The following is an 18,634-nucleotide window of genomic DNA, read 5'->3' as shown; positions in this document are numbered from 1 at the left end:
CCGCGCCGGCGACGCAGGTGTCACGGGCGGGGAGCGCTGTTCATTCTTTCGCAGAGTCTACAGGGGGCTGGGCTTCTTCGGCTGCATCGTCGGCTGAATTTGGCGCCGGCTCTGCTTCCACAGCGGTCTGATCTTCGATCTCTTCGGTGGTCACGGAGTCACTTTCATAGCTGCTCTGGGTGGCGCTTTCGTATTCACTTTGAATGGTAGAGAGGCCACCGGTCAGTCCGCCGATGAACAGGATCGCGATAAACACCAGCCAGAGTGAAGACAGGATCTTGACCGCGGAGCTGTTGGGTGGTGGTGGCGCACCGTATTGATTGGCGGCGTTATTACCCGGTGCAATCATCATCACGAACGGAAAGATGCTGCCCACGAACGGCACGAGGGTCAGCAGCCAAAGCCAGCCAGACCAGCCGATATCGTGCAGACGCTGGACACTGAACTGAATGCTGACGAACGCGAGCGCCACGAAGAGAACAAAGGCCAGCAAGCCACTGAGAATCAGGCTGGCGGTCGAGTCCGTGCTGATGAGGGCCAGGCCGAAAACAGCAAGCACAGTGCCAACACCAAGGGTTACCAGCGTCAGGGACATCGTCCAGGCCAGGTAACGCAAGCGGCCGATGCGACCTTCGAAGCTGAACGCCTTGAGTGGGGCAAATTCAGGCAAGGCTTCGCCGACGGTAGCCCGGGGTGGCGCGTAAGGGGATTCGGGATCTGCTGCGACGGCAGGGGTGTGTTCATGAACGTCAGACAGGTTCAGCTCGATCGATGGTTCGGATTCGATCCGGGCATCGATGCCGGTTTTGGTCAGCGCCTGGAGATAAGTCTGAGCATCGGTCTGTGACAGGTCGCGTTTGAGTGCAACCGGCTTGCCACTGAACAGCCGCTCGATGGCAGCCACATCGCTTTTGAACAGATCGGCGAGATTGAGCTTGGCGGTGGTGACGTCAACACCTGGCAGCAGAGCGCCGTCGAATACGATCTTGAAACGGTTTTCGCTCATTGCGAGGCATCCTTGTCGCGAGTGTTTTAGGGCGTATTGCGCGTGGAGTGTAAGGCCAGCCGGAATGGACTGGCCAAGTTTTACTGTCAGCGTGGCCAGCGTTTGGGCAGCGCTGCCGCCAGCTCCAGCGCTGTGCGGTACTCGGCTTCAAGGCGAGCGATCAATTGATCGACACTTGGCAGGTCATCGATTTCGCCGACCCCCTGGCCTGCGGACCAAACGGTTTTCCAGGCTTTGGCTTCATCGCTTATAGGCTTGAGTTTGGAGCCGAAGTTCACCTCACCCTTGCCTTGCAGCGCTGCCATGTCGAAACCCGCAGCCTCTAGGCTTTGACGCATAAAGCTCGCCGGTACTCCCGACACCGCTGGAGTATGGACGATGTCCGCTGCTCTGGAAGTCAGCAGCATCTGTTTATAGGCGTCAGACGCATGACTTTCGGTGGTGCCGATAAATCGCGTACCGAAGTAGGCCAAATCCGCACCGAGCAATTGTGCAGCGAGAATCTCGTGGCCGTGGTTCAGGCAACCGGCCAGCAGCAGTGTCTTGTCGAAGAATTGGCGTATCTCGGCAATCAGCGAGAACGGGCTCCAGGTCCCGGCGTGCCCACCGGCGCCGGCTGCCACGGCGATCAAACCGTCGACCCCGGCCTCGGCGGCTTTCTCTGCATGGCGACGAGTCGTCACGTCATGAAACACCAGACCACCATAGCTGTGCACGGCATCGACCAGTTCTTTCACGGCGCCGAGGCTGGTGATCACGATCGGCACTTTGTGCTCGATACAGATCTCCAGATCCGCTTGCAGTCGCGGGTTGCTGTTGTGGACGATCAGGTTCACCGCAAAAGGCGCCGGATTCTCCAGTGTTGCCAACCCTGCTTCGATCTCTTCCAGCCAGGCCTTGAAGCCACTGCTCTCGCGCTGGTTCAGCGCGGGGAAGCTACCCACCACGCCATTACGGCAGCAGGCGAGCACCAGTTGAGGGTTGGAGATCAGGAACATCGGCGCTGCCACCACAGGCAGGCGCAAACGTTGTTCGAGCAGAGCGGGCAGCGACATTGGAAGTACCCCGGTGAGTTGTGCTTATTGGAGTTAGAACGGCCGAACGACAACCAGAATTACAATAGCCAGCAATATCAGAACCGGCACTTCATTGAACCAGCGATAAAAGACATGGCTGCGGGTGTTCTCGCCACGGGCAAAACGTTTCACCTGGGCGCCGCACATGTGGTGGTAGCCGATCAGGATCACCACCAAGGTCAACTTCGCGTGCATCCACGCACCCTGACTAAAGATGCTGGGGTTCAAGGCGATCAGTGCAATACCGAAAATCAGGGTGGCGATCATCGCCGGGCCCATGATGCCGCGGTACAGCTTGCGCTCCATGATGCTGAAGCGTTCTTTGCTGACGGTGTCTTCGCTTTGGGCGTGATAGACGAACAGGCGCGGCAGGTAGAACAGGCCGGCAAACCAGCAGACCATGCTGACGATGTGAAGCGCTTTGAGCCACAGATAAAGCATTTTTAGTTATTCCCAGGTTCACGGTAGCGAAGATAGTAGAGGGTAGAGCGCCCGCACGTCACCTTGGCGGTTGTCGCAGAGCCGCGCGGCCCCTATTATCGACGGCTTTCCAGTGGGTTCGTTGAGGGCAGGTTTATGGTCAAGGTCGGTATCGTCGGCGGCACGGGTTACACCGGTGTCGAACTGCTGCGTCTGTTGGCGCAGCACCCGCAAGCTGAAGTGGCAGTCATCACTTCCCGATCCGAGGCCGGTCTGGCCGTGGCTGATATGTACCCGAACCTGCGCGGTCATTACGATGGCCTGGCGTTCAGCGTTCCGGACATCAAGACGCTGGGCGCTTGTGATGTGGTGTTCTTTGCTACGCCTCACGGTGTTGCTCATGCCTTGGCTGGTGAACTGTTGGCAGCGGGAACCAAGGTCATCGACCTGTCGGCGGACTTCCGTCTGCAAGACGCCGAAGAGTGGGCCAAGTGGTACGGTCAGCCTCACGGCGCACCGGAACTGCTGGAAGAGGCGGTCTATGGCTTGCCGGAAGTCAATCGCGAGCAAATCAAGCAGGCTCGCCTGATCGCCGTCCCGGGTTGTTACCCGACTGCTACGCAATTGGGTTTCCTGCCATTGCTTGAGGCAGGTCTGGCCGATACCACCCGCTTGATCGCTGACTGCAAATCCGGCGTCAGTGGCGCCGGTCGTGGGGCTTCCGTAGGTTCGCTGTACGCCGAGACGTCGGAAAGCATGAAGGCCTACGCCGTCAAAGGGCATCGTCACTTGCCGGAAATTCGCCAGGGTCTGCGTCGCGCAGCGGGCAAGGACGTCGGTCTGACCTTCGTTCCGCACCTGACGCCCATGATTCGAGGCATCCACTCGACGCTCTACGCGACGGTTGTGGATCGCTCGGTGGATCTGCAGGCGCTGTTTGAAAAGCGCTATGCCAACGAACCGTTCGTCGATGTCATGCCGGCCGGCAGTCATCCGGAAACCCGCAGCGTGCGCGGTGCCAACGTTTGCCGTATTGCCGTGCATCGTCCACAGGATGCTGATCTGGTAGTGGTGTTGTCAGTGATCGATAACCTGGTCAAAGGCGCGTCGGGTCAGGCGGTACAGAACCTGAACATTCTGTTCGGTCTGGATGAGCGCTTGGGTCTGTCCCACGCAGGTATGCTGCCGTAAGGTTTATCCCGCTCAGCAAAAAGGCCCGTCTGACGGGCTTTTTTGCATTTCGGGCGGGCAAATGTGTTGATTGATATACCGTAACAATAGTTGACCAATTTTCTAGGAGAAGCGGATAATGCGCGTCATCACGCATTATGGCGGCGTAACGCCGGGAGATAGTTAGCATGAGCGTCGAATCCTTCACCCCCACGGCTTTGCAATTCACCCACGGTGCCGCGCACAAGGTGAAGAGCCTGGTCGATGAAGAGGGGAATGATCGCTTGAAGCTGCGCGTATTCGTTACGGGCGGCGGTTGTTCAGGTTTTCAGTACGGCTTCACCTTCGATGAAGAAGTGGCCGATGACGACACCATTGTCGAACGCGAAGGTGTGAGTCTGGTGGTCGACCCGATGAGTTTCCAATACCTGGCAGGTGCCGAGGTGGATTATCAGGAAGGTCTGGAAGGTTCGCGCTTCGTGATCAAGAACCCGAACGCCAGCACCACGTGTGGCTGCGGCTCTTCGTTCTCGATCTGATCGCAATACATCGCATCACCAAGCGCCGCATGGCCTCAGGGCTCTGCGGCGTTTTGCTGTCCGGGATTCGGTATGGATGGTCAGGCAGGATAGATGGCGCCGAGTACGCGCAGGCCACGGGCGCCGGTGACGCTCGGGCGATTGGCCGCGATGCCTTCCAGGCAGCAATGGGCCAGCCAGGCGAAGGCCATGGCTTCGACCCAGTCCGGGTCTACACCGTAAGCCGCGGTGCTGGTGACCTTGGCGTTCGGCAGCAAACTGGCTAAGCGGTTCATCAACGTGGCGTTGTGCGCGCCGCCGCCGCAGACAAGCAGTTCCTGGGTGCCTGATTGGGCGCTTTGCAGTGATTCCACGATGGTCAGTGCGGTCAGTTCAAGCAGCGTTGCCTGCACGTCTTCGGTGGCGAAGGTCGGCAGCTGTGCCAGACGCTGTGTCAGCCATGGCAGGTTGAATACTTCACGACCGGTACTTTTCGGGCCTTTGGTCACGAAGAACGGATCACTGAGCAATTCTTTCAAAAGAATCGGTTCGACCTTACCGGTGGCAGCCCATTGGCCGTCGCGATCAAAGTTGTCGCCGCGTTGCTGGTGAATCCACGCATCCTGCAGAACATTGCCTGGACCACAGTCGAAACCCGCAACAGGCTTGCCAGGTTCAATCAGGCTTAGGTTGCTGAAACCGCCGACGTTCAATACCGCACGATTGCCAGGCTGTTCTTCGAACAACGCTTCGTGGAAGGCTGGAACCAGTGGCGCGCCTTGCCCTCCGGCGGCCACATCGCGGCTGCGGAAGTCGCTGACCACGGTGATGCCGGTCAGCTCCGTCAGTAGGGCAGGGTTGCCGATTTGCACCGTGAAGCCGCGCGCGGGTTCGTGGCGAATGGTCTGACCGTGGCTGCCGATTGCACGAATGTCTTCTGGCTTCAGGTTTTGTTGATCAAGGAGGGTGTGAATGCCCTGTGCTGCCAGCTTCACCCAGTTCTGCTGGGCAATGGCGGAGCGGGCAATCTCGTCCGGGCCACTACTGCACAAGCCAAGCAGCTCGGTGCGTAGGGAATCAGGCATGGGAATGTAGTGCGTGGCGATCAGCTTGATCGCCGGGGCTAGCTCAACCAGCGCAATATCCAGGCCGTCGAGGCTGGTCCCGGACATCACACCTATATAGAGCGTCATGGCTTATCGCTTGCTCGAAGCCAGCTGCGTGGACTTCTCTTGATCCATACGCGCCATCAGCGGTTGGCTCTGCGCGAGGAAACGTGCGCGTTCAGCTTTGGAGATCGGATCGGCCATCGCTACCTTCTGGCCCAATGGATCGACGTGTACGCCATTGACCTGGAACTCGTAGTGCAAGTGCGGGCCGGTGGAGAGTCCGGTGGTGCCGATGTAGCCGATCACCTGGCCTTGCTTGACGCTGCCGCCAGTCTTGATGCCTTTGGCGAAGCCTTGCATGTGGCCGTACAGCGTGCGGTAGGTATTGCCGTGCTGGATGACTACGGTGTTGCCGTAGCCACCGCGGCGTCCGGCCAGCATCACTTTGCCGTCACCGGCTGCCTTGATTGGGGTGCCACGCGGCGCTGCATAGTCGACGCCTTTGTGGGCGCGGATCTTGTTCAGGATTGGGTGCTTGCGGCCCATGGAGAATTTCGAACTGATGCGGGCGAAGTCCACCGGCGTACGGATAAACGCCTTGCGCATGCTGTTGCCGTCAGCGGTGTAGTAGCTGCTGTTGCCTTGTTTATTGATGTAACGCACGGCGGTGTAGGTCTTGCCGCGGTTGGTGAAACGCGCGGAAAGGATCGGGCCATTGCCGACGGCCTTGCCGTTGACGACTTTCTGTTCGTAGATGACATCGAACTCGTCACCCTGGCGAATATCCTGGGCGAAGTCGACGTCATAGCCAAACACGCTGGCCATGTCCATGGTCAGGCTGTGGGACAGGCCTGCACGTGCAGCGGATTGCGACAGCGAACTGTTGATCACGCCATGAATGTAGGCGGAGCGCACGGTAGGCTTGGCGGTAATGCGGTTGAATGCATAACCCTTGTCATTCTTGGTCAGGGTGATGCTTTCGACGTCGCTGACCTTGCTGTGCAAGTTGGTCAGCTGGCCATCGGGGCTCAGTTCGAATTCAAGTTTCTGGCCATGTTTGAGTTGGCTGAACTGCTTGGCCTGTTTGTCGCTGGCCAGTACTTCATGCACCGAAGTTGCCGGAAGGCCGACTTTCTCGAACAGTGTGGAGAGCGTATCGCCTTTAGAAACGATCACTTCCCTATGGTTTGGAGATTTTTTTTCTTCGATCACAGGGGCGGGCGTGGATGCCGGCGCCGGTACGGCCTGAGCGGTTTCCTGGGGTTCTTCTGTGCTGTTTTCGATCTGTGCGAAAGGGGAAGCTGCTGGCTCATTTGTGGCCTGGACGGCCTCGGCAGCGTCTTGATCTTGTGTCAGTTGTTCAGCAGGGCTTTCCAGTTCAAGACTCAGGGTCGTCTTTTTGGCTTCAACATCACTGGAAGGGAATACCAGAAGCGCCAGGCTCAGAAGGGCGGCGATGCCGCTTGCTGCGAGCAGGTGGGTCTTCGGGTAAAGCGGCGGCGCTTTAGACGATTCTTTGGTCATAGGTAATTTTTGACTTTGAAAAAAGATGAATTGGAAAAGATGAATGACATGATGAAGATGAAATAACTGTATAAAATATAACCAAATCATCTCTTAAGCAAGTCCGCGAACGCTCTGTTCGTGGATTGGCGTCCGTGCGCCGGGCAGAACTTGTATTTGACGCGCGATCTTGTATGGTTGGTTCCCTTTGAATTCGAGCCTTGCGGGTCTGTTATGAAGTCGGTTGAAGAGCAGCTAGCGCTGATCAAACGTGGTGCGGAAGAACTGTTGGTCGAGTCCGAGCTGATCGAAAAGCTCAAGCGTGGCCAGCCGCTACGTATTAAGGCAGGCTTCGATCCGACCGCGCCGGATTTGCACCTGGGTCATACCGTGCTTATTAATAAGCTGCGCCAGTTCCAGGAGCTGGGGCATCAGGTGATCTTCCTTATAGGTGACTTCACCGGGATGATCGGCGATCCGAGTGGCAAGAGTGCAACACGTCCTCCGCTTACCCGTGAGCAGGTTCTCGAGAATGCCGAGACCTACAAGACCCAGGTCTTCAAGATTCTTGATCCGGCGAAAACTGAAGTTGCGTTCAACTCCACCTGGATGGATCAGATGGGGCCGGCCGACTTCATTCGCCTGACTTCTCAGTACACCGTGGCTCGCATGCTCGAGCGCGACGACTTCGACAAGCGCTACACCACCAATCAGCCAATTGCCATTCACGAGTTTCTCTATCCGCTGGTTCAGGGTTATGACTCGGTCGCTTTGCGTGCGGATGTCGAGCTGGGTGGTACCGATCAGAAGTTCAACCTGTTGATGGGGCGTGAACTGCAGCGTGGGTATGGTCAAGAGGCTCAGTGCATTCTGACCATGCCGCTGCTCGAAGGTCTGGATGGCGTGAAGAAGATGTCCAAGTCCTTGGGCAACTACGTGGGGATTCAGGAAGCGCCCGGTGTGATGTACAGCAAACTGGTTTCCATTCCGGATGCGCTGATGTGGCGCTACTTCGAATTGCTCAGCTTCCGTTCCATGGATGAGATCAATGCGTTCCGTGCGGATGTTGAGGCGGGCGCAAATCCGCGCGACATCAAGATCAAGCTGGCTGAAGAGATCGTCGCGCGTTTCCATGGTGAGGAGGCTGCGGCCAATGCTCACCGTGCGGCGGGTAACCGTATGAAGGAAGGTGAGCTGCCGGACGATCTGCCAGAGATCGAATTGACTGCTACTGAAGACATGCCGATTGCTGCTGTCCTTAATAAGGCAGGTCTGGTCAAGAACTCGGCTGTCGCGCGGGACCTTCTAGGTTCTGGTGGTGTGCGTATAGATGGTGAGGTTGTCGATCGCACCTTTATATATGTACTGGGCGCGACCCATGTTTGCCAGGCTGGGAAGAAGGCATTTGCGCGTATTACGCTCAAATCCGAATAAAGCTCAAATTAGGGGTTGACGGCAGATTCTGGACGTCTATAATTCGCCCCACTTCCGGCGCAGTCGAAACGGAAAACTCCTTGGTAAACAATGAGTTGCGCAGTTTTCGACAGCGAGTTGCTTCAGTTCATCGAAGCCCAGAAGGAGTTGAAAGAGCGGGGTTGTTTGGCTCTTTTAACGGTTCGATCTTCTCGGTCGAAAGCGGTGTAAAAGAGGTGTTGACAGCAGCGAGTAACGCTGTAGAATTCGCCTCCCGCTAACGAGAGATCGAAAGCGCAAGTGGTTGAAGTTACAAAGGAAACTTTGAAAACTTCTGAAAATAACCGCTTGACAGCAACAGAGGCTGCTGTAGAATGCGCGCCTCGGTTGAGACGAAAGATCTTAACCAACCGCTCTTTAACAACTGAATCAAGCAATTCGTGTGGGTGCTTGTGGAGTCAGACTGATAGTCAACAAGATTATCAGCATCACAAGTTACTCCGCGAGAAATCAAAGATGTAACCAACGATTGCTGAGCCAAGTTTAGGGTTTCTTAAAAACCCAAAGATGTTTGAACTGAAGAGTTTGATCATGGCTCAGATTGAACGCTGGCGGCAGGCCTAACACATGCAAGTCGAGCGGCAGCACGGGTACTTGTACCTGGTGGCGAGCGGCGGACGGGTGAGTAATGCCTAGGAATCTGCCTGGTAGTGGGGGATAACGCTCGGAAACGGACGCTAATACCGCATACGTCCTACGGGAGAAAGCAGGGGACCTTCGGGCCTTGCGCTATCAGATGAGCCTAGGTCGGATTAGCTAGTTGGTGAGGTAATGGCTCACCAAGGCGACGATCCGTAACTGGTCTGAGAGGATGATCAGTCACACTGGAACTGAGACACGGTCCAGACTCCTACGGGAGGCAGCAGTGGGGAATATTGGACAATGGGCGAAAGCCTGATCCAGCCATGCCGCGTGTGTGAAGAAGGTCTTCGGATTGTAAAGCACTTTAAGTTGGGAGGAAGGGCATTTACCTAATACGTAAGTGTTTTGACGTTACCGACAGAATAAGCACCGGCTAACTCTGTGCCAGCAGCCGCGGTAATACAGAGGGTGCAAGCGTTAATCGGAATTACTGGGCGTAAAGCGCGCGTAGGTGGTTCGTTAAGTTGGATGTGAAATCCCCGGGCTCAACCTGGGAACTGCATTCAAAACTGTCGAGCTAGAGTATGGTAGAGGGTGGTGGAATTTCCTGTGTAGCGGTGAAATGCGTAGATATAGGAAGGAACACCAGTGGCGAAGGCGACCACCTGGACTGATACTGACACTGAGGTGCGAAAGCGTGGGGAGCAAACAGGATTAGATACCCTGGTAGTCCACGCCGTAAACGATGTCAACTAGCCGTTGGGAGCCTTGAGCTCTTAGTGGCGCAGCTAACGCATTAAGTTGACCGCCTGGGGAGTACGGCCGCAAGGTTAAAACTCAAATGAATTGACGGGGGCCCGCACAAGCGGTGGAGCATGTGGTTTAATTCGAAGCAACGCGAAGAACCTTACCAGGCCTTGACATCCAATGAATCTGCTAGAGATAGCGGAGTGCCTTCGGGAACATTGAGACAGGTGCTGCATGGCTGTCGTCAGCTCGTGTCGTGAGATGTTGGGTTAAGTCCCGTAACGAGCGCAACCCTTGTCCTTAGTTACCAGCACGTAATGGTGGGCACTCTAAGGAGACTGCCGGTGACAAACCGGAGGAAGGTGGGGATGACGTCAAGTCATCATGGCCCTTACGGCCTGGGCTACACACGTGCTACAATGGTCGGTACAGAGGGTTGCCAAGCCGCGAGGTGGAGCTAATCCCAGAAAACCGATCGTAGTCCGGATCGCAGTCTGCAACTCGACTGCGTGAAGTCGGAATCGCTAGTAATCGCGAATCAGAATGTCGCGGTGAATACGTTCCCGGGCCTTGTACACACCGCCCGTCACACCATGGGAGTGGGTTGCACCAGAAGTAGCTAGTCTAACCTTCGGGAGGACGGTTACCACGGTGTGATTCATGACTGGGGTGAAGTCGTAACAAGGTAGCCGTAGGGGAACCTGCGGCTGGATCACCTCCTTAATCGACGACATCAGCTGCTCCATAAGCTCCCACACGAATTGCTTGATTCATTGAAGAAGACGATAAGAAGCAGCCCTAAGGGGTTGTAGCTTGGTTGGTTAGAGCGCACCCCATGCTCTGTGGTAGAGAGCAGGGTGAGGTCGGCCTTGTAGCTCGAAATTGGGTCTGTAGCTCAGTTGGTTAGAGCGCACCCCTGATAAGGGTGAGGTCGGCAGTTCGAATCTGCCCAGACCCACCAATTTTGTGTGGGAAACGCCTGTAGAAATACGGGGCCATAGCTCAGCTGGGAGAGCGCCTGCCTTGCACGCAGGAGGTCAACGGTTCGATCCCGTTTGGCTCCACCACTAACTGCTTCTGTTGTTGAAAGCTTAGAAATGAGCATTCCATCGTGACGATGGTGAATGTTGATTTCTAGTCTTTGGCTAGATCGTTCTTTAAAAATTTGGGTATGTGATAGAAAGATAGACTGGACGTTACTTTCACTGGTAACGGATCAGGCTAAGGTAAAATTTGTGAGTTGCTCTTTATGAGCAAGAATCGAATTTTCGGCGAATGTCGTCTTCACAGTATAACCAGATTGCTTGGGGTTATATGGTCAAGTGAAGAAGCGCATACGGTGGATGCCTTGGCAGTCAGAGGCGATGAAAGACGTGGTAGCCTGCGAAAAGCTTCGGGGAGTCGGCAAACAGACTTTGATCCGGAGATGTCTGAATGGGGGAACCCAGCCATCATAAGATGGTTATCTTAAGCTGAATACATAGGCTTAAGAGGCGAACCAGGGGAACTGAAACATCTAAGTACCCTGAGGAAAAGAAATCAACCGAGATTCCCTTAGTAGTGGCGAGCGAACGGGGACTAGCCCTTAAGTGGCTTTGAGATTAGCGGAACGCTCTGGAAAGTGCGGCCATAGTGGGTGATAGCCCTGTACGCGAAAATCTCTTGGTCATGAAATCGAGTAGGACGGAGCACGAGAAACTTTGTCTGAATATGGGGGGACCATCCTCCAAGGCTAAATACTACTGACTGACCGATAGTGAACTAGTACCGTGAGGGAAAGGCGAAAAGAACCCCGGAGAGGGGAGTGAAATAGATCCTGAAACCGTATGCGTACAAGCAGTGGGAGCCCACTTTGTTGGGTGACTGCGTACCTTTTGTATAATGGGTCAGCGACTTATTTTCAGTGGCGAGCTTAACCGAATAGGGGAGGCGTAGCGAAAGCGAGTCTTAATAGGGCGTCTAGTCGCTGGGAATAGACCCGAAACCGGGCGATCTATCCATGGGCAGGTTGAAGGTTGGGTAACACTAACTGGAGGACCGAACCGACTACCGTTGAAAAGTTAGCGGATGACCTGTGGATCGGAGTGAAAGGCTAATCAAGCTCGGAGATAGCTGGTTCTCCTCGAAAGCTATTTAGGTAGCGCCTCATGTATCACTGTAGGGGGTAGAGCACTGTTTCGGCTAGGGGGTCATCCCGACTTACCAAACCGATGCAAACTCCGAATACCTACAAGTGCCGAGCATGGGAGACACACGGCGGGTGCTAACGTCCGTCGTGAAAAGGGAAACAACCCAGACCGTCAGCTAAGGTCCCAAAGTTATGGTTAAGTGGGAAACGATGTGGGAAGGCTTAGACAGCTAGGAGGTTGGCTTAGAAGCAGCCACCCTTTAAAGAAAGCGTAATAGCTCACTAGTCGAGTCGGCCTGCGCGGAAGATGTAACGGGGCTCAAACCATACACCGAAGCTACGGGTATCACTTAGGTGATGCGGTAGAGGAGCGTTCTGTAAGCCTGTGAAGGTGAGTTGAGAAGCTTGCTGGAGGTATCAGAAGTGCGAATGCTGACATGAGTAACGACAATGGGTGTGAAAAACACCCACGCCGAAAGACCAAGGTTTCCTGCGCAACGTTAATCGACGCAGGGTTAGTCGGTCCCTAAGGCGAGGCTGAAAAGCGTAGTCGATGGAAAACAGGTTAATATTCCTGTACTTCTGGTTATTGCGATGGAGGGACGGAGAAGGCTAGGCCAGCTTGGCGTTGGTTGTCCAAGTTTAAGGTGGTAGGCTGAGATCTTAGGTAAATCCGGGATCTTAAGGCCGAGAGCTGATGACGAGTTACCCTTTGGGTGACGAAGTGGTTGATGCCATGCTTCCAAGAAAAGCTTCTAAGCTTCAGGTAACCAGGAACCGTACCCCAAACCGACACAGGTGGTTGGGTAGAGAATACCAAGGCGCTTGAGAGAACTCGGGTGAAGGAACTAGGCAAAATGGCACCGTAACTTCGGGAGAAGGTGCGCCGGTGAGGGTGAAGCATTTACTGCGTAAGCCCATGCCGGTCGAAGATACCAGGCCGCTGCGACTGTTTATTAAAAACACAGCACTCTGCAAACACGAAAGTGGACGTATAGGGTGTGACGCCTGCCCGGTGCCGGAAGGTTAATTGATGGGGTTAGCTAACGCGAAGCTCTTGATCGAAGCCCCGGTAAACGGCGGCCGTAACTATAACGGTCCTAAGGTAGCGAAATTCCTTGTCGGGTAAGTTCCGACCTGCACGAATGGCGTAACGATGGCGGCGCTGTCTCCACCCGAGACTCAGTGAAATTGAAATCGCTGTGAAGATGCAGTGTATCCGCGGCTAGACGGAAAGACCCCGTGAACCTTTACTATAGCTTTGCACTGGACTTTGAATTTGCTTGTGTAGGATAGGTGGGAGGCTTTGAAGCGTGGACGCCAGTTCGCGTGGAGCCAACCTTGAAATACCACCCTGGCAACTTTGAGGTTCTAACTCAGGTCCGTTATCCGGATCGAGGACAGTGTATGGTGGGTAGTTTGACTGGGGCGGTCTCCTCCTAAAGAGTAACGGAGGAGTACGAAGGTGCGCTCAGACCGGTCGGAAATCGGTCGTAGAGTATAAAGGCAAAAGCGCGCTTGACTGCGAGACAGACACGTCGAGCAGGTACGAAAGTAGGTCTTAGTGATCCGGTGGTTCTGTATGGAAGGGCCATCGCTCAACGGATAAAAGGTACTCCGGGGATAACAGGCTGATACCGCCCAAGAGTTCATATCGACGGCGGTGTTTGGCACCTCGATGTCGGCTCATCACATCCTGGGGCTGAAGCCGGTCCCAAGGGTATGGCTGTTCGCCATTTAAAGTGGTACGCGAGCTGGGTTTAGAACGTCGTGAGACAGTTCGGTCCCTATCTGCCGTGGACGTTTGAGATTTGAGAGGGGCTGCTCCTAGTACGAGAGGACCGGAGTGGACGAACCTCTGGTGTTCCGGTTGTCACGCCAGTGGCATTGCCGGGTAGCTATGTTCGGAATAGATAACCGCTGAAAGCATCTAAGCGGGAAACTAGCCTCAAGATGAGATCTCACTGGGACCTTGAGTCCCCTGAAGGGCCGTCGAAGACTACGACGTTGATAGGTTGGGTGTGTAAGCGCTGTGAGGCGTTGAGCTAACCAATACTAATTGCCCGTGAGGCTTGACCATATAACACCCAAGCAATTTGCAGGCTTCGAGCTGAAAAGCGAAAGAGCACCAGATTGCGGTGTGTGAAGACGAACCGAACCGAAAGTTCGAGATACTCACAAAACACCAAACTATCGCATACCCATTCGCTGGAGCGTGAACCTGCAAAGGCCCACGACCTGGCTCCCGAATTTCTTGACGACCATAGAGCATTGGAACCACCTGATCCCATCCCGAACTCAGCAGTGAAACGATGCATCGCCGATGGTAGTGTGGGGTTTCCCCATGTGAGAGTAGGTCATCGTCAAGATTAAATTCCGAAACCCCTATCTGCGTATGCAGGTAGGGGTTTTGTTTTGTCCGCGGGAAAACTGGCCTGTTGAGTTTCTATGCAATGGCGCGGGGCATGGCTATCATGCTGGCCTCATTGTGAGGCGAGACTTGCATGCTGACGTTGTTAAAGCTTCTTAAAGATGGCCGATTCCATTCGGGTCAGGCTCTGGGCGTTGCCTTGGGTGTCAGTCGTAGTGCCGTTTGGAAGCAGCTTCAGCATTTAGAGGCTGATCTGGGACTATCCATCCATAAGGTGCGGGGTCGCGGCTATCAGCTGGCTGCACCGTTGACGCTGCTTGATCCTGTCGAGATAAAAGGGCAAGCACCTTCTTGTGATTGGCCCATCCTGGTTTTCGATTCAATCGACTCCACTAATGCCGAGGCTCTACGTGCCATAGAGCGAGGTCAGGCTGCACCATTTCTGGTGCTTGCTGAGCGGCAAACAGCAGGTCGCGGGCGGCGTGGGCGAAAGTGGGTGAGTCCATTTGCGGAAAACATCTATTACAGCCTTGTGCTGCGTATTGAAGGTGGAATGCGTCAGCTGGAAGGCTTGAGTCTTGTTGTTGGGCTCGCCGTGATGCAGGCATTGCGAAAACTCGGTGTTTCGGGGGCTGGATTGAAGTGGCCCAACGATGTTCTGGTCGGTCAGAAAAAGATTGCCGGGATACTGCTCGAGCTGGTGGGGGATCCTGCCGATGTGTGTCACGTTGTGCTGGGTGTGGGAATTAATGTGAACATGCAGATTACCGATGAGGTAGATCAGCAGTGGACGTCCATGCGGCTCGAGTCGGGTAAGGTGTTTGACCGAAATCACTTGGTGGGCGAGTTAGGCGCGATGCTCCAGGAGTATCTGTGTCGTCATCAAGTCGACGGATTTTCAGCTATCCAGGCAGAGTGGGAGCAAAATCATCTCTGGCAGGGGCGGGCCGTGTCGCTGATTGCCGGTGTTAACCAAATAGATGGCGAAGTGCTGGGTATTGATAGTCAGGGTGCTCTGCGCTTGAAGGTGGGTGGTGTGGAAAAAGTCTTTAGTGGTGGTGAGCTCAGTCTGAGGTTGCGTGATGATTCTTGAGCTCGACTGCGGAAACAGTTTCATCAAGTGGCGTGTGCTCGATGCGGATGTTCGGCGGGTGGTTGGCGAGGGTGTCGTTGATTCAGATCTCGCTTTGCTGGAGAGCTTGAAAGCGCTCAAGGGGCTCGCTCTCAAGTTTTGTCGGCTGGTCAGTGTCAGGACCGCCGAAGAAACCAATGCACTGATTTCGCTACTGACAGGCGCTTTTGGTGTGTCGGTGGTATGTGCTGCACCGTCCCGCGAAATGTCGGGGGTACGTAATGGCTATGACGAGTTCGAGCGGTTAGGACTCGACCGTTGGCTGGCGATGCTTGGGGGATTTCATCTGGCCTCAGGCTCATGCCTTGTGCTTGATTTTGGTACGGCTGTTACTGCGGACTTCATCGCCAGGGATGGCGAGCATCTCGGAGGATTTATATGCCCGGGTATGCCGCTGATGCGAAACCAGTTGCGTACCCATACCCGTAGAATTCGTTATGGGGATCTAGCCGCCGAGCGCGCTCTGGAAAGTCTTATTCCTGGTCGTACAACTGTCGAGGCAGTCGAACGGGGATGCTCGTTGATGCTGAGAGGTTTTGTCCTGACACAGCTAGAGTTGGCGCGTAGCTATTGGGGGGATGATTTCGCTGTGTTTCTTACTGGAGGAGATGCAGGCCTGGTTTCCGAAATCGTGCCTGAGGCCAGGATGGTTCCCGATCTGGTGTTTGTAGGCTTGGCTATGGCATGCCCCCTGTCCTGAGGTTTCTATGCGTTGGTTGTTTCTGTTGCTGCTTGTTCTCAATGTGTTCTATTACATCTGGCACCAACAAGAGGCTCCTCTGCGTGCAAAGGATGTAACCCCTTTGAGTTTGTATCGGGGTTCGCAGCAGGGTATTCGCTTGTTGAGTGAGACGACTGACGCGGCTGGTGATAAAGGAAAGCCTGCCCAGGCAGATGATGGTTGCCTGTATTTGGGCGGTTTTGCTCGTCAGGAAGCGGCTCAGGCGGTCGAGCGGCGATTGAGCGGTATGGAAATCAAGTTCGAGTCCTTGCTGAAGGCTCCCGCCGAGTCTGCTGGTTACTGGGTGCGGGTGGCACCAGAAAGCCGACGTTGGTTGGATGACTCGCAGCTGAAAAACCTTTCTAGAGAATTCAATGAGTTAAAACATAAAATAATGCCGTGCGAGGGGGTTGCACCCGCCAATTAGTTTGCATAGAATGGCGCCCGCTTCGCAGTGAAGACCTTTAGCGGTTAACGGTGCGGAGCGATGTCAATGCAGCTAACCTCAGGTTTTTAATGAGAAAATGCTTGACAGAAGGCTGGCATGATATAGAATGCCGGCTCGCTTAGGAGGGGTTCCCGAGCGGCCAAAGGGATCAGACTGTAAATCTGACGTCTACGACTTCGAAGGTTCGAATCCTTCCCCCTCCACCATTTTTAGCGAGAGCTGCAAGCTCCGCGGGTATAGTTTAGTGGTAGAACCTCAGCCTTCCAAGCTGATGATGCGGGTTCGATTCCCGCTACCCGCTCCAAGTTTGCAGATCCTGCAAAGTGTTACGCTCTTGTAGCTCAGTTGGTAGAGCACACCCTTGGTAAGGGTGAGGTCAGCGGTTCAAATCCGCTCAAGAGCTCCATATGACAAGGCAGATATGAAAATATCTGCCTTTGTTTTAATGGCTTGTTTGGCCTGCTTAATTCTTCTGTTAGGGGTGATTTCGATGGCTAAGGAAAAGTTCGAGCGTAATAAGCCGCATGTCAACGTTGGTACCATTGGTCACGTCGATCATGGTAAAACCACTTTGACTGCTGCTTTGACCCGTGTCTGCTCCGAGGTTTTCGGTTCGGCAAAGGTCGACTTCGACAAGATCGATAGCGCCCCTGAAGAAAAAGCTCGTGGCATTACCATCAACACCGCTCACGTTGAGTACGATTCGGCCGTGCGTCACTACGCACACGTTGACTGTCCTGGTCACGCCGACTACGTAAAAAACATGATTACCGGTGCTGCGCAGATGGATGGTGCGATTCTGGTTTGCTCGGCCGCTGATGGTCCGATGCCGCAAACCCGTGAGCATATCCTGCTGTCCCGTCAGGTTGGCGTTCCGTACATCGTTGTCTTCCTGAACAAGGCTGACATGGTTGACGACGCTGAGTTGCTGGAGCTGGTTGAGATGGAAGTGCGCGACCTACTGAGCACTTACGATTTCCCAGGTGATGACACTCCGATCATCATTGGTTCGGCGCTGATGGCGCTGAACGGTCTAGATGATAACGAGATGGGCACCACTGCCGTCAAGAAGTTGGTCGAGACTCTGGATAGCTACATTCCGCAGCCTGAGCGCGCTATTGATAAGCCGTTCCTGATGCCGATCGAGGACGTGTTCTCGATCTCCGGTCGCGGTACTGTTGTGACTGGTCGTGTTGAGCGTGGCATTGTCCGCATTCAGGAAGAAGTTGAGATTGTGGGTCTTCGTGACACTGTCAAAACTACTTGCACTGGTGTTGAGATGTTCCGCAAGCTGCTCGACGAAGGTCGTGCTGGTGAGAACTGCGGCGTTTTGCTGCGCGGTACCAAGCGTGACGATGTTGAGCGTGGCCAGGTTTTGGTCAAGCCAGGCACCGTCAAGCCGCATACCAAGTTCACCGCTGAGGTATACGTTCTGAGCAAGGAAGAAGGTGGTCGTCATACGCCATTCTTCAAAGGCTACCGTCCACAGTTCTACTTCCGTACTACTGATGTGACTGGTAACTGCGAGCTGCCAGAAGGTGTTGAAATGGTGATGCCAGGTGACAACGTCCAAATGACCGTCACTCTGATCAAAACCATCGCAATGGAAGATGGTCTGCGTTTCGCTATCCGTGAAGGCGGTCGTACCGTCGGTGCTGGTGTCGTTGCTAAGGTTATCGAGTAAGTTGTTGTAATGTCTTTTTCGGGCCGGCATAATGGTCGGCCTGATTTTGTTTTAGGTCAGTAGCTCAATTGGCAGAGCGACGGTCTCCAAAACCGTAGGTTGGGGGTTCGATTCCCTCCTGACCTGCCAGATTCACTTGGTGTGTCTGGCTTTCTTTTCACAGGATCCTCATAGATGACTCCTAAAGCTGAAGCTCAAGGCTCTCGCTTCGATCTGCTCAAGTGGCTAGTAGTAGTCGCTTTGGTGGTTGTTGGCGTTGTTGGCAATCAGTATTACTCTGCTTCGCCGATCCTGTACCGCGTACTTGCTTTGCTTGTCATTGCTGCTGTAGCTGCCTTTGTAGGCCTGCAGACAGTCAAGGGCAAGTCTTTCTTTGTACTGGTTAAGGAAGCTCGCACCGAGATTCGTAAAGTCGTATGGCCAACTCGCCAAGAAACCACGCAGACCACGTTGATTGTTGTGGCTGTTGTTCTGGTTATGGCGTTGCTGTTGTGGGGGCTTGATTCCCTGCTCGGCTGGCTTGTTTCCTTGATTGTCGGCTAAGGG

At 54.6% G+C, this 18,634-nt stretch carries 13 protein-coding genes, 6 tRNA genes and 3 rRNA genes; 17 read left to right on the top strand and 5 right to left on the bottom strand.

The features are described from left to right. Positions 1–40: 40 nt before the first annotated feature. The 3 genes from ACYZT7_RS29320 to hemJ form a co-directional block, all read right to left on the bottom strand. A complete protein-coding gene (locus ACYZT7_RS29320) occupies positions 41–1,006 on the bottom strand; it encodes a DUF805 domain-containing protein (protein WP_462039185.1) in 966 nt (321 codons plus the stop codon). Positions 1,007–1,092: 86 nt separating this feature from the next. After that, on the bottom strand, positions 1,093–2,061 hold the full coding sequence (locus ACYZT7_RS29315) for an NAD(P)H-dependent flavin oxidoreductase (protein WP_462039184.1): 969 nt from the start codon (positions 2,059–2,061) through the stop codon (positions 1,093–1,095). Between the two features lie 33 nt (positions 2,062–2,094). Then, positions 2,095–2,523: a protoporphyrinogen oxidase HemJ gene (gene hemJ, locus ACYZT7_RS29310; protein ID WP_462039183.1), complete on the bottom strand. Its 429-nt coding sequence runs from the start codon at positions 2,521–2,523 to the stop codon at positions 2,095–2,097. 135 nt (positions 2,524–2,658) lie between these two features. Between hemJ and argC the strand changes: the two genes are divergently transcribed. Both argC and erpA read left to right on the top strand, forming a co-directional pair. Continuing rightward, complete coding sequence (gene argC, locus ACYZT7_RS29305; RefSeq protein WP_462039182.1) at positions 2,659–3,693, top strand: N-acetyl-gamma-glutamyl-phosphate reductase; 1,035 nt, start codon at positions 2,659–2,661, stop codon at positions 3,691–3,693. Between the two features lie 167 nt (positions 3,694–3,860). Beyond that, on the top strand, positions 3,861–4,211 hold the full coding sequence (gene erpA / locus ACYZT7_RS29300; protein WP_007947969.1) for an iron-sulfur cluster insertion protein ErpA: 351 nt from the start codon (positions 3,861–3,863) through the stop codon (positions 4,209–4,211). An 80-nt stretch (positions 4,212–4,291) separates the two neighbouring features. On the opposite strand, the gene ACYZT7_RS29295 is transcribed toward erpA, so the two are convergent. Together ACYZT7_RS29295 and ACYZT7_RS29290 are read right to left on the bottom strand one after the other, a co-directional pair. Then, positions 4,292–5,383, bottom strand: a complete 1,092-nt coding sequence (locus ACYZT7_RS29295; RefSeq protein WP_462039181.1) for an anhydro-N-acetylmuramic acid kinase — start codon at positions 5,381–5,383, stop codon at positions 4,292–4,294. A gap of 3 nt (positions 5,384–5,386) precedes the next feature. Then, positions 5,387–6,823 carry a peptidoglycan DD-metalloendopeptidase family protein gene (locus ACYZT7_RS29290; RefSeq protein WP_462039180.1) on the bottom strand — a complete coding sequence of 479 codons (1,437 nt, stop codon included), beginning with the start codon at positions 6,821–6,823 and terminating at the stop codon, positions 5,387–5,389. Between the two features lie 213 nt (positions 6,824–7,036). Here ACYZT7_RS29290 and tyrS point away from each other — a divergent pair, with 213 nt between their 5' ends. The 15 genes from tyrS (at position 7,037) to secE (ending at position 18,631) form a co-directional block, all read left to right on the top strand. Continuing rightward, a complete protein-coding gene (gene tyrS / locus ACYZT7_RS29285; RefSeq protein ID WP_462041880.1) occupies positions 7,037–8,236 on the top strand; it encodes a tyrosine--tRNA ligase in 1,200 nt (399 codons plus the stop codon). 552 nt (positions 8,237–8,788) lie between these two features. Continuing rightward, positions 8,789–10,327 (top strand): 16S ribosomal RNA (locus tag ACYZT7_RS29280). 161 nt (positions 10,328–10,488) lie between these two features. Next, positions 10,489–10,565 (top strand) — tRNA-Ile (locus tag ACYZT7_RS29275). Positions 10,566–10,595: 30 nt separating this feature from the next. Continuing rightward, positions 10,596–10,671: transfer RNA gene (locus ACYZT7_RS29270), tRNA-Ala, on the top strand. Between the two features lie 249 nt (positions 10,672–10,920). Then, positions 10,921–13,812, top strand: a 23S ribosomal RNA gene (locus tag ACYZT7_RS29265). Positions 13,813–13,985: 173 nt separating this feature from the next. After that, positions 13,986–14,101: ribosomal RNA gene (gene rrf, locus ACYZT7_RS29260) — 5S ribosomal RNA — on the top strand. Together the 16S, 23S and 5S rRNA genes with 2 tRNA genes alongside form the textbook arrangement of a ribosomal RNA operon. Before the next feature lie 135 nt (positions 14,102–14,236). After that, positions 14,237–15,196: a bifunctional biotin--[acetyl-CoA-carboxylase] ligase/biotin operon repressor BirA gene (gene birA, locus ACYZT7_RS29255; protein WP_462039179.1), complete on the top strand. Its 960-nt coding sequence runs from the start codon at positions 14,237–14,239 to the stop codon at positions 15,194–15,196. Then, entirely contained in the window at positions 15,186–15,935 is a 750-nt protein-coding gene (locus tag ACYZT7_RS29250; protein ID WP_462039178.1) for a pantothenate kinase, read from the top strand. The genes birA and ACYZT7_RS29250 overlap by 11 nt, the downstream gene beginning before the upstream one ends. Before the next feature lie 7 nt (positions 15,936–15,942). Then, on the top strand, positions 15,943–16,383 hold the full coding sequence (locus tag ACYZT7_RS29245) for a hypothetical protein (RefSeq protein ID WP_462039177.1): 441 nt from the start codon (positions 15,943–15,945) through the stop codon (positions 16,381–16,383). A 142-nt stretch (positions 16,384–16,525) separates the two neighbouring features. Continuing rightward, positions 16,526–16,610, top strand: a tRNA-Tyr gene (locus ACYZT7_RS29240). A gap of 24 nt (positions 16,611–16,634) precedes the next feature. Beyond that, positions 16,635–16,708 (top strand) — tRNA-Gly (locus tag ACYZT7_RS29235). A 26-nt stretch (positions 16,709–16,734) separates the two neighbouring features. After that, a tRNA-Thr gene (locus ACYZT7_RS29230) sits at positions 16,735–16,810 on the top strand. An 84-nt stretch (positions 16,811–16,894) separates the two neighbouring features. Further along, entirely contained in the window at positions 16,895–18,088 is a 1,194-nt protein-coding gene (gene tuf / locus ACYZT7_RS29225; protein WP_462041879.1) for an elongation factor Tu, read from the top strand. 53 nt (positions 18,089–18,141) lie between these two features. Beyond that, positions 18,142–18,217: transfer RNA gene (locus ACYZT7_RS29220), tRNA-Trp, on the top strand. A 45-nt stretch (positions 18,218–18,262) separates the two neighbouring features. Continuing rightward, positions 18,263–18,631, top strand: coding sequence for a preprotein translocase subunit SecE (gene secE / locus ACYZT7_RS29215; RefSeq protein WP_007896620.1), 369 nt, complete (start codon positions 18,263–18,265; stop codon positions 18,629–18,631). The last annotated feature ends 3 nt before the right edge of the window (positions 18,632–18,634 follow it).

Source organism: Pseudomonas sp. RT4P38, from assembly GCF_054897765.1.
This window is presented reverse-complemented; position numbering and strand designations above follow the sequence as displayed.

Excerpts from the sequence above, each read along its gene's own strand:
- secE (WP_007896620.1), top strand. The coding sequence starts at position 18,263 with ATGACTCCTAAAGCTGAAGCTCAAGGCTCTCGCTTCGATCTGCTCAAG.
- tuf (WP_462041879.1), top strand. The coding sequence starts at position 16,895 with ATGGCTAAGGAAAAGTTCGAGCGTAATAAGCCGCATGTCAACGTTGGT.
- hemJ (WP_462039183.1), bottom strand. The coding sequence starts at position 2,523 with ATGCTTTATCTGTGGCTCAAAGCGCTTCACATCGTCAGCATGGTCTGC.
- erpA (WP_007947969.1), top strand. The coding sequence starts at position 3,861 with ATGAGCGTCGAATCCTTCACCCCCACGGCTTTGCAATTCACCCACGGT.
- ACYZT7_RS29250 (WP_462039178.1), top strand. The coding sequence starts at position 15,186 with ATGATTCTTGAGCTCGACTGCGGAAACAGTTTCATCAAGTGGCGTGTG.
- argC (WP_462039182.1), top strand. The coding sequence starts at position 2,659 with ATGGTCAAGGTCGGTATCGTCGGCGGCACGGGTTACACCGGTGTCGAA.
- ACYZT7_RS29295 (WP_462039181.1), bottom strand. The coding sequence starts at position 5,383 with ATGACGCTCTATATAGGTGTGATGTCCGGGACCAGCCTCGACGGCCTG.
- tyrS (WP_462041880.1), top strand. The coding sequence starts at position 7,037 with ATGAAGTCGGTTGAAGAGCAGCTAGCGCTGATCAAACGTGGTGCGGAA.
- ACYZT7_RS29315 (WP_462039184.1), bottom strand. The coding sequence starts at position 2,061 with ATGTCGCTGCCCGCTCTGCTCGAACAACGTTTGCGCCTGCCTGTGGTG.
- ACYZT7_RS29290 (WP_462039180.1), bottom strand. The coding sequence starts at position 6,823 with ATGACCAAAGAATCGTCTAAAGCGCCGCCGCTTTACCCGAAGACCCAC.
- ACYZT7_RS29320 (WP_462039185.1), bottom strand. The coding sequence starts at position 1,006 with ATGAGCGAAAACCGTTTCAAGATCGTATTCGACGGCGCTCTGCTGCCA.
- birA (WP_462039179.1), top strand. The coding sequence starts at position 14,237 with ATGCTGACGTTGTTAAAGCTTCTTAAAGATGGCCGATTCCATTCGGGT.
- ACYZT7_RS29245 (WP_462039177.1), top strand. The coding sequence starts at position 15,943 with ATGCGTTGGTTGTTTCTGTTGCTGCTTGTTCTCAATGTGTTCTATTAC.